This is a genomic window from Thermocrinis minervae (genome assembly GCF_900142435.1).
In the GTDB taxonomy this organism is placed as follows: Bacteria; Aquificota; Aquificia; order Aquificales; family Aquificaceae; genus Thermocrinis_A; species Thermocrinis_A minervae.
In genome coordinates, this window is the sequence record NZ_LT670846.1 from 297,717 (window position 1) to 312,814 (window position 15,098).

Below are 15,098 nucleotides of genomic sequence, written 5' to 3' on the forward strand. Positions count from 1 at the left end.
CCATGGTTGTAAGGGTAGGAATAGTTGGATGTGGTACTGTAGGAACGGGCGTAGTGAGGCTTATCCTTGAAAACTCCCACTTGATACAGCAGAGGACAGGCATAAGGTTAGAGCTTTCAAAGGTTGCCGACAGGGATTGGGAAAGGGAAAGGGAGATTGAAGTACCTCACCATCTTAGGACCACAGACTACAGGGAAGTTTTGGAAAACTCAGACATAGTGGTGGAGTTGGTAGGTGGCAAGACATTCGCCAAGCAACTCATACTGGAGGCTCTGAAATCTGGTAAGCATGTAGTGACTGCTAACAAACATCTTCTTGCTGAGGATGGGAAGGAGATACTCCAAGAAGCTCAAGATAGGGGGCTTTTCTTGGGCTTTGAAGCCTCAGTAGGGGGTGGTATTCCTATAGTGAAGGTCCTAAGGGAAAGCTTGTCTTCTAATAGGATAAAGAGCATACAGGGTATATTGAACGGTACCACCAACTTCATACTTACCAAGATGTTGGAAGAGGAGGAGAATTTTGAAGAGGCCTTAAACCAAGCCAAGGCCTTGGGCTACGCAGAGGCAGATCCAACTCTTGACGTGGATGGATGGGACTCAGCTCACAAGATAGCCATACTGTCTATGCTTGCCTACGGCTTTTATGTACCCTTTGAAGAGGTACATGTGGAAGGTATCAGAAATGTAGAGCTCTTGGACGTGGAGCTGGGTAAAGAGCTGGGCTACACTCTAAAGCTCCTGGCCATAGCAAAGAGAGTAGATTCTCAGGTGGAGGTAAGGGTCCATCCTACCTTCATACCTTCAGACAACCCACTGGCAAAAGTTTCCGACGTATACAACGCTGTTCTTCTAGAAGGTGATTTTGTAAGCAAGGTAATGCTTTATGGTAAGGGTGCTGGTTCTCATCCTACAGCCACCTCAGTCCTTTCAGACATACTGGATGCGGTGAAGTTCATGGCTTGCAAAGAAGGGCATCCTCAGAGATTCTTCTGGTCTTCGGAAAAGCTGGAGATAAACAAGAACTTTTACAGCAGGTATTACCTTAGGTTTGACGTCCCGGACAGGCCGGGAGTACTGGCAAGCGTGGCCAGAGTCCTCGCTGACTACAACATAAGCATAGCCTCCGTGCTCCAAAAGGAAAAGGTGTGCCATCTTTCAGGAAGAGAAGGACAACCCATCATACCCCTGGTCATACTCACCCACAAGGCGTACGAAAAGGATATGAAAAGAGCTCTTGAAGACATAGTAAAGCTGCCTGTGGTGGAGGGTAACCCTGTACTCATACGTGTTGAAGAGGAGGTATACTGATGGTTAAGCTTTTAGCTCCATCCATTCTTTCAGCGGACTTCTGGCGCTTGGGAGAACAGGTTCAGGCTTGCATAGAGGGAGGAGCTGACATACTACACTTTGACGTCATGGATGGACACTTTGTACCAAACATTACCTTTGGCCCTGTACTTCTTGAAAGTATAAGGAAGCACTCCCAAATACCACTAGACGTGCACTTGATGATAGAGAACGCTGAGAAGTATATACCAGAGTTTGTGAAGGCTGGAGCCAACATGATAAGCGTGCATGTAGAGAACAACTACCATCTTCATAGGGTAGTAGAGCTCATAAAGAGCCTTGGCTGTAAGGCAGGAGTGGCCATAAACCCAGGGACATCTCTGAAGGTCCTGGAGGAGATACTCCACTACGTGGACTATGTGCTAGTCATGTCTGTCAACCCAGGCTTTGGTGGTCAGAGGTTCATAGACAGGTCCTTGCAGAGGATAAGGGAACTCAAAGTCATGATAGAGGAAATAAACCCTCAGGTGCTTATAGAGGTGGACGGTGGAATAAAGGAGGGAAACATAACTCAAGTAGTCCAAGCAGGTGCCGACATACTCGTGGTAGGATCGGGTATCTTTGCTGCCCAAGATGTTAAAGCGCAAGCCAAAAAGCTAAAGGACCTTATTGTCTCTTCAGTGGTAGTGTAAACCTCTGCAGGTCAAAGATGTTGAAGGTTAAAAACACCTCTTTTATGTACTTTCCTCGGTTACCGTCGTAGGTGTCTCTTAGCATAACTCCAAAGTTCCAGCAGGCCCCTCTATAATCCAAGTTCAGCTGTCTGTAAAGGTCCTTTGATGTTTTTATATCATGGATCATGCTGTAGACAATGCGGAGGTTATCTCGTTGAGCTTCAAAGCTAGCGTTCCACTGATTCGTAAGGGTGTTACCGTAGTAATCCCTGTTTTGAACAAGACCCAATGTAGCCTTGTAGTCTTTGTAAGAAAGACTTGTGTAGGTGGATGTGCTAAGAATCTTAGAATCCTGGAAGTTGTAGTAAGTGTCAGATCCGATGATAAAGTTGTCCAGAGGAGTAAAAGCCAGTACAGCATGTAGTGGAAAGAACCTTCCCTTTACCTTTTGACCGTTGTAGGTGAAGCTCCCTAGTGTGTTGTAACCACCTTCTAAATAAAGGTTCAAAAACTGCCTTCCAAAGGCATAAGAAAAGTTCTTGAAGGAGAACTTAAGGGCGTTCTCTTTGTCCATGTTGTCCAGGCTGTCAAACCTTGGGTTGTTATAACCCTTGGGTCTGAAGGAGTAAGAAAGCTCAAGGAAGTTCTTAAAGTCAAACCTTTTAAGGCTAAAGTCAAAGAAAAAAGGAACTCTCTCTGTAAATCTTACGCTTGTTATGGATTTCTTGTATCCTTCTTGGTTTACTCCAAAGTAGTATATGTTTTCTAGGGTTAGTGTGGAAAGGAAAGTCCTCCCAAAGAGGTCTTTCTGCAGGGAAAGCTCTGGCATGAAGGCTACCCTTTGTGATCTTAGACCTTCTTCCCTGTAGAAGTTGGTGTAGCCGAGGTACGAGTCTATACTAAGGGTGCTAAAAAGTGACCTTTGCTTGTAGTATAGGGATATCTCTGGAAGCCTCTGAATAGTCTGACGGTTGTTGGGGTTCGTAGTGTCGTAAAACCTAAAGGCATCTACTATAAGCAGGAAGCTGTCCCAGTCTTTCTTGTAGCTGAGATAAGAAGTAAGGTATGGTATAGTTCTTTCCTTCGTGTGGATATATATGTCCTCTAGGAAGTATGGATCTGAGGCTGTGTCTATGCCCAGCCTTAGGTTCCCGAGAGAAAGCTGGGATGAGATCCTGTACCTGTTTTCTTTAAAAGCGGATAGGTTTCTACCTTCCCACCACTTGCCTGGTGGTGTTGGCTCCTTATATAAGGACATATCAAGGGTAAAATCGTTGCTGGTCAAAAAGGCTTGCCTGTACTCTAAGCTCAGACCCTTTGCCTGCTTGTCTCTTAAGTCTAAGGTAAGGGTCAGGTCTTTATCCCTTGATATGGCCCAGTATATGGGCTGCTGGTATATGAAAGTGTTGTAGCTGTTTGAGCCTATAAGGGGTGGTAAAAGTCCAGAACGCCTTTCTCCAACTGGGAAGGCTGCTAATGGACTGTAAGCTATGGGTAGATTAAAGAGCCTTAGAGTGTTTGAGAAGCTAAAGACGTACTTTTGATCTACCCTTGCCCTGAATAAACAAAGGTTCATTTCCTTCTTGTTTGGCGGACATGTGGTTATGCTTCCCTCCTGCACGTAGTAGGTGTCTCCTTCCTTGTCTATCCTTTTTGCTTGAAAGTAAAACTTTTCGTACCTTCCTTCCGCCTTTAGAAAGTAACCTACACCTTTTTCTTCGTTTATGTAACCTTCTTCTCCTGTGGTTTCAAACCTCCCGTCCTGTGATTTTACGTACACGTTCCCCTTTAGGTATACATCCTTGGACTCTGGGTCGTAGAGGGCGTAGTCGGACTTTATGTAGTAGTCCCTGTAGTGTATCTCCACGTTTCCCTGTGCTTCAAGCTTACCGTCTGGTAACCTATCCAGTCTATCCGAGTATACTTCTAAAGAAAAGCACAGTGAAAGTGCTGTAAGTAGTATAAGGATGAGCACTCAAAAATTATAAGCTTTTAACCACTCCTCAAAGGATAGGCCAGACTCTATGGCCTTTAGCATACTCTCTTCAAGGGGTGTAAGGTCTTTTGGTATAAGGTCGGGTCTTTTCCTGTAAGTTCTCTCTATGGAGTGCCAGAGTTTCCAAAGCTCTAATACTTTGTGGTTTCCGGATAGTAGTACCTCTGGTACCTTTAGGCCTTCAACCTCTGCAGGTCTTGTGTATACTGGATAACCCAACCACCTCCTGAAGGAATCTTCTTCTAGACTCTTTGGTTCGCTCAGCACACCAGGTATTAACCTTGTAATACCCTCTATCAGTATCAGGGCACCCAGCTCACCACCTGCCAGGACATAGTCCCCCAGAGATATCTCCTCATCCACCAAGACGTTTACCCTTTCGTCTACTCCTTCATAGCGACCACACAGGATACCTATCGTTCTTCTCTTGAGTAACTCGTAGAATACCTCCTGCTTTAAAACCCTGCCCCATGGCTGTAAGGATACGAAGTAAAGGTCTGGATGCTTCTCCTTTACTTCTCTGTAGGCTCTAAATATGGGCTCTGGCTTTAGCACCATCCCGGGAAAGCCACCGTACGCTTCATCGTCTACCTTTCCTTTATCCGCATACTTCCTTAGGTCTACAGCTTCAACATACACTAACCCTTTTTTTATGGCCTGGTGGACTATTCCATACTGGCAGTAACACTCTATTATGTTAGGAAATATAGTAAAGACAAAGAAGTTCATCTTAGAAACTCTTCTACCATCCTGCGTGCCCTTTCCTGTGAGAATCTGTAGTAGATGTCTACAGTGGTCTTTATATGAGCGTGGCCGGCAAATTCTTTAACTACTTCTATAGAAAACCCGTTGTTTATGAGGTTTGTTATGTAAGTATGTCTAAAGCTGTGTATAGAAAAGGGAATGTTTAGCCTTTTTGAGAGTCTGTTGGTATAAACCTGTAGAGTACCCCTGCTTACCCTAAAGTTTTCCTCAAAGTCTTCCAGCCACCTCAGGATCTTCTGAGTAGCTTTCAAGGTATCTTCCTTTGTAGCTCCGAGTATGGGTACTATCCTAGGCTTCCTACCCTTTGTAGCCTCGGCGGGAAGGTGGATCCAGAGTATACCGCTCTTGTCAAGTTGGAAGAAGTCCTTCCTTAGGGCTTGATATTCTAAAAGCCTCAGACCGCTGTAGAGTAGCAGAGAGTAGACTTTTTCGTACTTGGTGTTTTTGGTACACTGCATTATGAGCTCTATTTCTCTTTTGCCCAGAGCCTTAAGACTTCCGTATATTCTCCTTGGTTGTATTTCTTCCCTGATGTCTTCTATGGCCTTCTGTACGCGGAGATAAACCTCTTCGTCAACGTAACCTCTCCTGAAGGCAAACTTGTAAAAGTGGAGTATGGCGGAAAAGTGAGTCAGGAGGGAGGTAGAAGAGAGGCCGGAGGAGTCTGCATAAGAGTAGAGGTCCTTTACGCTCATATTCCTCAGGTCTTGAATGTTCTGCCTCTTTATGAAGCTAAGGAGGGCAAGCTCGTAAGTTTGAACCGTCCTCGGGCTCTTTGTCCTCTCTAGATGTCTCTTCCAAAGCTCCAGAAGGTCCATGCTAGATTATTCTAATTCTAACAGAGCCTGAGGGGTTTGAGTGCCGTTTACAAAGGAACCTTCCCTTACATAAAACTTTTTTACTCGGCCGTCAACAGGAGACCTTATCTTACAGTAGTCTATGAGTACATCAAGCCTTTCAATCTGAGCTTGTATCTGCTGGTACTTGGACAGCTCCACATGGTAACGTGTCTGCCAGTCTTCAAGCTCGCTTCGTGAGAGAAAACCCCTGTTGTACAGCTCTTGGTACCTATCGAAGTCTCTTTTTACGCTTTCTACCCTTAGACCCTGTTCTTTTAGCTGCGCCTGCAGTCTCTTCTTTTCAACCTCGTACAAAGAAGAGTCTATCTCTACAAGGAGCTGTCCCTTCTTAACCTTCTGACCCACCCTCACATGCAGGGCCTTTACCCTCCCCATGACTATGGCATCTACTCTGACCTCTGCCCACGCTAAGGTAAGAAGTAGTACTAAATTAATCCAGAGCATGGCTTTCCTCCAAAACGCCAAAGGGATCAAGACCTACAAGATTCCTAAGACGCGCCAAGAAGAGAAGGATATCTAGCTTTGTCTTTAAGAGCTGTGCCTGAGCTTGGCTTTTTTCAGACATGGCGTAACCAAGATCAAAGGCAAGTTCAAGCTCGTAGGTGGACCTGCTGTAGTTTAACTCTTCTTCTTTGAGCTTGTCCTTTACTTGAGCATGTATGAGCTCCTTAATGAGGCTTTCATACTCGTACTCAGAGGAGAGGATCTTTAACTCAAGGGCCTTCCTTAGGTCCTCTCTCTGAGTTTGGAGCTCTTTCATCCTACTGGAAATGGACATTTTCTTGTAGAGGACGGAGGCATCAAAGATGGGGATAAAGAGCTCTATACCTATTCTTGCCCCGTTTTGAGGGTAGGACTTGGTTGCAGGGAAGCCAGACCTTATGGTGGTCCCGAGCTCTCCCCTAAGGTTTACTATAGGTTTAAAGAGGTTGTCTATAGCCCGCAGCCTGCTTTCTAGCTCTCTTATCTCGTAGTCTTTTATCCTGAGCATGGGATTGTTGTCCAACCTAGACAAAAAGGCCTTTGCGTCCAGGGTATCGGGTAGATTTTTGGGCTCCATGTGTGCAATCTCTACTGTTGCATGCATGTCAATGCCACACAGCTTTTTGAGTTCTAACAATTTTCTGTTGTACTCTTCTTGTATCTTTGCAAGCTCTGCCGACCTCTTCCTGTAGACCTCCTCCAGGGAGAGTACCTTTAGATCTGTGGAAAGACCAAGCTCCTTCTTGACCCTCTCCCTGTCAAACCTGACAAAAGCAACGGCCATCTCCTCCCTTTTTGCCTGAGCCATCCTTTCAAGGTAGAGGATGCTGGCAAAGAGCTCAAGTATCCTCAGTTTTATCTGGTTTTCCAACTCCTTCAGGGCTTCTTGCCTTGCCTTAAGCCTTAGCTCGTTGGACTCTATCAGGGCGCTAGTCTTGCCCACCTCGTAGAAGACAGAGTAGAGGGAAAGGCCGAAGGTCTTATCCCACTCGTCCTTCTTTGAGTCCCAGATTAAGCCTGTGCCTACGAGTATCTTAGGAAGGAAGTAATTCTTGCTTTCTTCAAGCTCGTATGAGATGCTCTCAAGGCTATAACGTAGGGCCTTTAGCTGTAGGTTGTTCTTAAAGGCAAGCTCGTAAGCCTTTACGGGATCTAACCTTATAACTTCCTGGGGAAAGCATAAGGAAAAGAGTAGGATGAAGAGGAGGAGCATTACCTTCTGTTTTCTTTGAGGAAGGTTATAAAGCTTTTGTTCTTGTAGTGTCCCTCCACTATCCATCTCCCCAGGATCAGGAAATCCCTTGGTTCTATGTAGCCGGGTATCTTGGCTATCACCTTACCCTCCTGATCATAGAACATAAACACAGGAGTAAGCCTCACGTCGTGTTTCCTCGCAAACTCCTTCTCTGTCATCTTTTTACCATCCACGTCCACAAGCTCGTTGGACCCCCTTATGTCTACCTCCACCATGTAGAAGTGTTTGGTAAAGTAGTCTCCGACAGCTTTGTCCTGAAAGGTTACTCTTCTCATCCTGTCGCAGAAAGGACAACCTTCCTGATGAAACATGATGAAAAGGTACTTCCCTTCCTTTCTGGCGTCCTCCAGGTCTTCCTTAAGGTTCAGGAAGGATGGCTTTAAAAAAGGTATGCTGGCGCCCAAGGAGGCTGTTACGAGAAGCCATAAGACCAAAAAAACCTTCCACCCTAACATGAGGATATAAAATATACCCACGATGAAGGTTGTCTTCTTTGAAGCAAGGGAATACGAAAGGGAGTTCTTCCAGAGGGAGCTAAAGGATCTGGAGCTTGAGTTTTACCCATATCCGTTGACGGAAGAAAGCGTGGATAAAGCAGCCAACGCTCAAGTGGTAAGCGTGCGCGTGCTTTCCAGGTTGGACAAAGACCTCCTTTCTAAGCTTAAGGGTTGCAGGCTTATAGCCACAAGGAGCACAGGTTATGACCACATAGACGTAGAGTATGCTAGAAAGCTCGGTATAGCCGTTTGTAATGTTCCTGCATACGGATCTGGAAGCGTGGCTGAACACACGGTTGCTTTGATGCTAGCCCTTTCTAGGAGGCTCATAGAGAGCATAGAAAGAACAAGGAAAGGTATCTTTGACTTTGAAGGACTTACAGGTTTTAACCTTTTGGGCAAAACCCTTGGGGTGATAGGTGCTGGAAACATAGGTAGAAAGGTAATAAAGATAGCACTGGCTTTTGGTATGAAGGTTTTAGCCTACGACATAAGAAGGGATGAGGAGCTTGCAAAAACTTTGGGTTTTGAGTACGTAGATCTGGATTACCTTCTGCAGAACAGTGACATCATATCCCTTCATGCAAACCTTACAAAAGAAAACTACCACATGCTTGATGAAGAGGCTTTCAGCAAGATGAAGGATGGGGTCATCATAGTGAACACGGCAAGGGGAGGGTTAATCGACACAAAGGCGCTCATAAAAAACCTTTTATCTGGAAAGGTAAAAGCTTGTGCCCTTGACGTTCTAGAGGATGAGTACACCTTAAGGTACGAGAAAGAGCTATTGCTTAAGGAGAACTTAGAAGAAGACAAGCTGAAAACCTTAGCTATGAACCACGTCCTCTTAAAGCTTCAGCATGAGGGCAGGCTCATAATAACCCCCCACAACGCTTTCAACTCCTACGAATCTTTGCAGGAAGTGCTTCGGACTACCCTCATGAACATACTATCCTTCTTAGAAGGCAAACCCATAAACTTGGTACAATGAATAAAGAAAAGAATGAAGCTTAGAAAGGTTCTCGTAGCTGTCTTTCTAATACTGCTTCAGTTATTGGTGGGGGAGGTTTCTATACTACACAGCCACGAGGATCACAAGCTTCACCTTGACTGTCAGCTCTGTCTGCTTCAGGCAAACCCACAGAAGAAGGAGGACTTTAGGGCTGCTCCCAAAAGCCTTACCTTATTTGTCGTCTACATACAGGATCAAAAACCGGGAGTCTTAAGACCTCTAGAACCTTTCCATATTACCTACTACCTTAGGGCACCTCCTGGTCAAGGATAAGACTTATCCAGGATCTCGGCAAAACCCAAAAAAAAACTAAAAGGAGGTGCCCACCATGAAAAAAGTGTGTTTGCTTTTAGCTCTCTTTGGTTCCTTTGCCTTTGCAAAGGATGACGTGCAGGAGCTAAAGAAAGAGATAGAGCTTTTGAAAAAGAGACTTGATGAGCTTGAGAGAAGACTAAAGGAGGCTGAGGCTGCAAAAAAAGAGGCAAAGGAGTATGTCCAGACCCAAAGGCCAGAGTCTGCCGACAGGAATATACAGCTACGTTTAAAGTACTCGGAGACCTTAGGAGTTTACTCACCCTTCAGGCAGACGGCCTTCTTACCAGACATATCCCTCATAGTGGATACCTCTGCAGTGGGCAGGAGCTTGAACGACGACAGGTACAAACAGCTTACCATACCTGGTTTTACCTACAGGAATACGGACGATACACCCAACGTAAACAGAGGCTTTAACCTCAACTATGCGGAGCTCTACCTTTACGCTCCTGTGGATCCGTACTTTGACCTTTATGCCACCATACCCTTTTCGGAACACGGTTCAGAGTTGGAGGAGGCATACGCAGTAACCAGAGGCCTGCCGGGTGGTTTGCAGGTAAAGCTTGGGAAGTTTAGAAGCTCCTTCGGTAGGTTGAACTCTCTTCACCCACACGTCTGGGACTTTGTAGATGCTCCTTTGGTATACAGGGTTTTCCTCGGGGATGATGGACTGGTAGAGAAGGGCATTCAGGTAAACTGGCTAGCTCCTCTACCCTTCTACCTGCTGTTTGGTGCTGAGGTCCTGCAGGGTGAAAACCAGGAAAGCTTCGGAACGGATGGTTTTCAAGTTGGAAGCTTTAGCGTCTCTAGCACCAGGAAGCCAAACCTCTACGTGGGCTTTGTGAAGACCTCCTTTGACTTGGGGAACCTTTCCGTACTTACTGGCCTCTCTTTAGCCACAGGACACGCTAGGAACGCAAGCGAAGGCTTTGCCGGGAGGACCAGGCTTTACGGTTTTGACCTCACAGCCAAGTACTTCATAGACTCCTACAGGTACTTGGCTTTCCAGACGGAGTACCTTTACAGGGATCAAAAGGGTCAGATTTACGATGGGACTAACAGCACGGTCCAGGACGTATCCAAAAAGCAGGGTGGACTGTATGCCCAAGTTGTCTGGAGGTTTGATCCACGTTGGAGGGTAGGCCTAAGGTACGACCTTATAGACAAAAACTCAGTGACTGGCATGCAGACATACAAGAACCTTTACGCCTATTACGGTATGCTGGAGTATAACCCCACTGAGTTCTCCCGCATCAGGTTTCAGGTGGGTCAAAACAGGGCCTTCTTTGAAGGAACCAACAGGAAGACTGTAAACGAGGTTATACTCCAGTTTAACTTTGCCATAGGTGCCCATGGTGCTCATCCCTTCTAAATAGGAGGTATAAACATGAGGGTGTTAATCTTTCTTTTTCTAGCTCTTTCCCTTTCCTTTGCCCAGCTTAGGGTGGTTGCCACGTATCCCTGGATAGGTGACCTGGTGAAGAGGATAGGTAAGGACAGGGTGGATGTTTTTATCCTAGCAAAGCCTACAGAAGATCCTCACTTTGTAGTTCCCAAACCTTCCTTTATCGCAAGGCTCCGGAGTGCTGACCTTCTGGTAATACAAGGTGCTTCCTTGGAAGTAGGCTTTGTTCCTGTGCTCCTTCAACAGTCTAACAACCCAAAGATACAGCCGGGTAGAGAGGGTTTCCTGGATCTGTCTGGGTTTGTCAGGCTGATAGAAAAGCCTCAAAGCGTGTCAAGGGCCATGGGAGATGTCCATCCTGAGGGTAACCCTCACTACAACCTAGACCCTCATAACATACCCATCCTAGCAAGGGCCATAAAGGAAAAGCTCTGTTCCCTTGACCGTTCAGGGTGTGCTAGCTACGAGGAGAACCTGAGGGTCTTTGAAAGAGAATGGTCTGACAGACTCAGAGAGTGGGACAGAAGACTTTCCGTATTAAGGGGCCAGAAGGTAGTATCGTACCACATGCTCTACGACTACCTTCTCCTTAGGTACGGTGCTCAGCTCGTAGGGACAATAGAACCCCTTCCTGGTATACCACCTACACCAAGGCATACCCAGGAGCTCGTAGGTCTTGTAAGATCCCAGGGAGTCAGACTCATACTCCAGGACGTGTACCACGAAAAGAGGACTGCCCAGTATATAGCATCACAGACGGGCGCGAGGGTAGTAGAGCTCCCGCACGATGGCTACAACCTGGTGGAGCTCTTTAACACCATAAGCATCAAGTTGGAGGAAGCTCTAAGATGATGGACATACTTTGGCCTGCTCTCCTGCTCTCTTTTGTACTCCTTGGCATACATGCTTACTTTGGTAGGGAGATAATAAAAAGAGGTGTCATCTTTACAGATCTTGCAGTGGGCCAGCTCTCAGCCGTGGGTGTTGCCCTGGCCCTCCTTCTAAATTCAGAGATCCATGTCCTTTCTGTGTTATTTGCCCTTTTGGGAGGTCTTTTAGTCCTGCTCTTTGAGAGGTCCCAGTACAAGGAAGCTCTGATAGGCCTTCTCTATGCCCTTGGCGTATCCTCCGTTTACCTTATCCTTTCCAAGTCACCCCACGGTGCGGAGGACTTTTTAAGGCTTACCGCCGCTGATATCCTCTTTGTACCCATGCAGGAGATACTAAAGACGGCAGTGGCTTACAGTTTTATAGGCCTCCTCCTGTTTGTGAGATCTAAGTTCCTTGAGGGTTTCCTGAAAGAGCTTACCTTCTACCTTCTCTTTGCCTTTACTGTATCCAGCTCTGTGAAGTTAGCGGGTGTTGTTGTGGTGTTTAGCATACTCCTTGCTCCTGCCCTGGTAAGCTTGTTCTTGATGGACAACCTTCTCTTCGCCTGGCTATGGGGTGCTGCCGTAAACACTGTAGCCATGATCATCTCTTACAAGCTTGACCTTCCTACAGGATTTAGCGTGGCCTTCCTTCAGGCTCTGTGTTCCCTCTGCGTCTTTTTCTTGAGGATGGTGAAGACCTCGTAGAGTACGGGAAGCAGGAAGAGGCTCAGGGGTAGGCCTGATAGGATACCACCTATTATAGCCACGGCCAGAGGCTTTCTAAACTCTGAACCTGCTGTGAGTCCTAGAGCAACAGGAAGTAGGGCAGCTACTACAGTGAGAGTAGTCATGAGTATGGGTCTTAACCTCTCCCTTCTTGCTTGGAGTATAGCCTCCCTTGAGCTTACACCTTCCTTTTCCAGCTGTAGTATACGTTCAATGAACAGGACGGCATCCCTCACTATTATTCCTATGAGGAGTATGATGCCAAAGTAGGAGGGTACGCTTAGAGATGTACCCGTCAAGGAGAGGAGTCCAAAAGCTCCCATGGCTGCAAGAGGCACCATTAAAAGCACTATGAAAGGAAGTCTATAGCTTTCAAAGAGGCTTGCCAGGATCATGTAAACTCCTAGCAAGGCTACCAACACGGAAAAGCCAAACCCTTGGAACGATCTAGCAAACTCCCTGGCCTGTCCTACCCTTTCGTAGCTGTATCCAGGGGGTAAGTTGGCTTGAAGCCAGCTTTCTACCTCTGACAGTGCACTTGCCAGGTCTTTGCTACCTGAGAGGTTGGCGTATAGGGTAAAGGAGTACTGCCTGTTGAACCTGTTTATCACGTGGTAACCAGGTCCCTGCTGTATCTGAACCACATCGTACAAGGGCACTAGGTTCCCGTTCTTTGCCCTGACATAGACCTTCTTTAGGTTTTCAACCTCTTTGATGAAGTCTTCGTCTGCCTTTATGTAGGCGTTGTAGCTTTCGGATCCTACTTCATAAGTACCTACCTTATACTTTCCAAATAATATCTGGAGCGTGTCTGAAACAGCCTTTACGTCTATGCCCAGATCTGCAAGCTTCTGCCTGTCTGGGATTATCCTGACCTGGGGCTCGTTAAGCCTTAGGTCTGTGTCTACGTCTTTAAACCCGGGCCTGTTTCCAAAATCCCTCATGTAAGCGTCTGCTATCCTTTGAAGCTCTTCTAGGTAAGGGCCCTTTACTACGTACTGAACGTCCGTCTGGCGCCCAAGCCCCAACGATATGGGCGCAGACTCAACGCTCACCCTTACATCCCTAAGCTTGGAAAACTCGTTCCTCAGTTGGTTCATTATGACTGTCATGTGAGGTCTCTTCCCCGATTTGAGGTACACAAAGCCCATTCCACCGTTCACGTCCGGCCTTCCCGCCACACCCTGTCCCATGGCTACACCAAACCTGTCTACGTAAGGGTTTCTGCGCAGTATAGCCTCTATCTCCCTCGTCTTCTGCTCTGTAAAGTCGAAGGAGGATCCTATGGGTGTTTCGAACCTGACTAGGAACCTCCCTTCGTCCACCACTGGGAAAAACTCCTTCTTTGTCTTCTGGAATAGGAAAAAGCCGAGGACAGCAGTAACCAAGGATATGACTATCACAAAAAGCTTGTGTCTCAAAGACCAAAGGAGGGCTTTATCAAACAAGGCTTCAAACTTTGCGTAGGCTCTCATAAACTTGTTCTCATGAGAGACGCCCACGAGCCTAGCCGTGGCCATAGGGGTAAAGCTCAGCGAGACCAGGTAGGATATAGCTATGGCCACTATAAGGGTGAAGACAAAACCCGAGAAGAACTTACCTATGACACCCTTCAGGAACAGAACGGGTAAGAATACCACTATCAGCGAGGCTGTAGAGGCAAGTAGGGCAAAGATTACTATCCTAGTACCGAGCTCTGCGGCCTCCAAGGGATTTAGACCTTCCTGAGCCCTTCTGAAGATGCTCTCCAGGACTACTATGGCATCGTCTATCACTATACCCACGGCCACAGCCATGGCAAGAAGGGTAAAGGTGTTGAGCGAGTCCCCCTTTATGTATAGGAAGAAGATAGTACCAAGGAGTGCCACGGGTATAGCAAAGACAGGCACGAAGGTAACCCTTAAAGAACCCAGGAAGAGATAGACAACCACAGCTGTAAGGAAGCTTCCCATCACTATCTCTTCTATGGCAGCCCTGACGCTGTCCTTTATGAAGATGCTAGCGTCGAAGGTGTAATCAAGGCGCATACCTGCTGGAAGCCTTTTGTTCCACTCTTCCATCTTCTTCTTTACAGCATCTACCACCTGTACCGTGTTGGCGTTGGACTGCTTGTACACCACGATTACTATGGCCTGCTCTCCCATGAACCTTGCCATACCCCTCTTTTCATCCTCTCCAAAGTAGACTTTGGCTACATCCCTGAGTTGTAAGCCATTGGGTAGACTGCTCAGACCAAGATCTTCGGGTTTCTCTGGCTTGCCGTACAGCCTGAGCACGTAATCTCTCTGCGTGCCATAGATACTACCAGCTGGGGAGTTGAGAAGGTTGTTCTGGACTACCTGTGCCACGTCAGAGGGTGTAAGCCCTCTAGCCCAAAGTTTTTCTGGGTTTATCCTAACCCATAGGACGTTATCCCTAAAACCACCAAGATCTACCTCTCCAACGCCGTATATCCTCTCCACATCCCTTCTTATGAGCTTGTCTGCATAGTAGGCCAGGGTTTGGTAGTCAGCCGTCTTTGAGTGGAGGAGCATTACAAACACGGGAACACCGCTCGTGTCTACCTTTCTAACTACAGGCGGGTCTACACCTATGGGCATCCTTCCGTATGCCCTTTGTACAGCATCCCTCACTTCCTGGGCTGCCACATCTACATCCTTTTCCAGGGAAAAGACTACGCTTATCCTAGAGGTTCCGTAGTAGCTTGAGGAGGCTATGTACTCTATCCCACTTATGGTGGCGAGCTCATCCTCGATCTGTCTAGTGACTACCGCGTCTACTGTCTGCGCATCTGCACCGTTATAAGTGGTGGATATGGTTACCGTAGGAAAGTCCACGTTGGGCAGTCTGTCGATGGGTATGTTAAAGTAGGAGTAGAGGCCAAGAAGTATAAAAGAGAACATGAGCATCCAGGAGGTGACTGGCCTTCTTATGAAAAACCTGTACATTTGG

Annotated in this window: 14 protein-coding genes; 7 read left to right on the plus strand and 7 right to left on the minus strand. The window is 46.8% G+C overall.

The genetic code is table 11. From position 1 onward, the window contains the following. Positions 1 to 2: 2 nt before the first annotated feature. Both B5444_RS01620 and rpe read left to right on the plus strand, forming a co-directional pair. Complete coding sequence (locus B5444_RS01620) at positions 3 to 1,307, plus strand: homoserine dehydrogenase (protein ID WP_079653510.1); 1,305 nt, start codon at positions 3 to 5, stop codon at positions 1,305 to 1,307. Next, on the plus strand, positions 1,307 to 1,978 hold the full coding sequence (gene rpe / locus B5444_RS01625) for a ribulose-phosphate 3-epimerase (protein WP_079653511.1): 672 nt from the start codon (positions 1,307 to 1,309) through the stop codon (positions 1,976 to 1,978). Before B5444_RS01620 ends, rpe begins: the two co-directional genes overlap by 1 nt. Here the strand turns inward: rpe and B5444_RS01630 are convergent. The 6 genes from B5444_RS01630 to B5444_RS01655 are packed head-to-tail and all read right to left on the minus strand — an operon-like array spanning position 1,953 to position 7,774. Then, positions 1,953 to 3,935, minus strand: a complete 1,983-nt coding sequence (locus B5444_RS01630) for an LPS-assembly protein LptD (protein WP_154021715.1) — start codon at positions 3,933 to 3,935, stop codon at positions 1,953 to 1,955. The two genes, rpe and B5444_RS01630, sit on opposite strands and share 26 nt — an antisense overlap. Next, entirely contained in the window at positions 3,936 to 4,685 is a 750-nt protein-coding gene (gene trmD, locus B5444_RS01635) for a tRNA (guanosine(37)-N1)-methyltransferase TrmD (RefSeq protein WP_079653512.1), read from the minus strand. Then, positions 4,682 to 5,539 (minus strand): tyrosine-type recombinase/integrase, encoded by an 858-nt coding sequence (locus tag B5444_RS01640; RefSeq protein WP_079653513.1) that lies wholly within the window; start codon positions 5,537 to 5,539, stop codon positions 4,682 to 4,684. The genes trmD and B5444_RS01640 overlap by 4 nt, the downstream gene beginning before the upstream one ends. A gap of 6 nt (positions 5,540 to 5,545) precedes the next feature. Then, positions 5,546 to 6,025 (minus strand): efflux RND transporter periplasmic adaptor subunit, encoded by a 480-nt coding sequence (locus B5444_RS01645; RefSeq protein ID WP_079653514.1) that lies wholly within the window; start codon positions 6,023 to 6,025, stop codon positions 5,546 to 5,548. After that, positions 6,012 to 7,277 carry a TolC family protein gene (locus B5444_RS01650; RefSeq protein WP_172838411.1) on the minus strand — a complete coding sequence of 422 codons (1,266 nt, stop codon included), beginning with the start codon at positions 7,275 to 7,277 and terminating at the stop codon, positions 6,012 to 6,014. The genes B5444_RS01645 and B5444_RS01650 overlap by 14 nt, the downstream gene beginning before the upstream one ends. Further along, positions 7,277 to 7,774, minus strand: coding sequence for a thioredoxin family protein (locus B5444_RS01655; RefSeq protein ID WP_079653516.1), 498 nt, complete (start codon positions 7,772 to 7,774; stop codon positions 7,277 to 7,279). The genes B5444_RS01650 and B5444_RS01655 overlap by 1 nt, the downstream gene beginning before the upstream one ends. A 22-nt stretch (positions 7,775 to 7,796) precedes the next feature. On the opposite strand from B5444_RS01655, the gene B5444_RS01660 reads away from it, so the two are divergent. Genes B5444_RS01660 through B5444_RS01680 form a run of 5 tightly spaced genes read left to right on the plus strand, consistent with a single transcriptional unit; the run spans position 7,797 to position 12,125 of the window. Continuing rightward, positions 7,797 to 8,807: an NAD(P)-dependent oxidoreductase gene (locus tag B5444_RS01660; RefSeq protein ID WP_079653517.1), complete on the plus strand. Its 1,011-nt coding sequence runs from the start codon at positions 7,797 to 7,799 to the stop codon at positions 8,805 to 8,807. A 12-nt stretch (positions 8,808 to 8,819) separates the two neighbouring features. Next, complete coding sequence (locus B5444_RS01665) at positions 8,820 to 9,101, plus strand: hypothetical protein (RefSeq protein ID WP_079653518.1); 282 nt, start codon at positions 8,820 to 8,822, stop codon at positions 9,099 to 9,101. Between the two features lie 55 nt (positions 9,102 to 9,156). Further along, positions 9,157 to 10,515: a TonB-dependent receptor gene (locus B5444_RS01670; RefSeq protein WP_079653519.1), complete on the plus strand. Its 1,359-nt coding sequence runs from the start codon at positions 9,157 to 9,159 to the stop codon at positions 10,513 to 10,515. 15 nt (positions 10,516 to 10,530) lie between these two features. Next, the gene (locus B5444_RS01675) at positions 10,531 to 11,400 is read left to right on the plus strand and encodes a metal ABC transporter solute-binding protein, Zn/Mn family (protein ID WP_079653520.1); all 870 of its coding nucleotides are present in this window, start codon (positions 10,531 to 10,533) and stop codon (positions 11,398 to 11,400) included. Continuing rightward, on the plus strand, positions 11,397 to 12,125 hold the full coding sequence (locus tag B5444_RS01680; RefSeq protein WP_079653521.1) for a metal ABC transporter permease: 729 nt from the start codon (positions 11,397 to 11,399) through the stop codon (positions 12,123 to 12,125). Before B5444_RS01675 ends, B5444_RS01680 begins: the two co-directional genes overlap by 4 nt. Here the strand turns inward: B5444_RS01680 and B5444_RS01685 are convergent. Then, entirely contained in the window at positions 12,071 to 15,094 is a 3,024-nt protein-coding gene (locus B5444_RS01685) for an efflux RND transporter permease subunit (protein WP_079653522.1), read from the minus strand. The two genes, B5444_RS01680 and B5444_RS01685, sit on opposite strands and share 55 nt — an antisense overlap. Between the last annotated feature and the right edge of the window lie 4 nt (positions 15,095 to 15,098).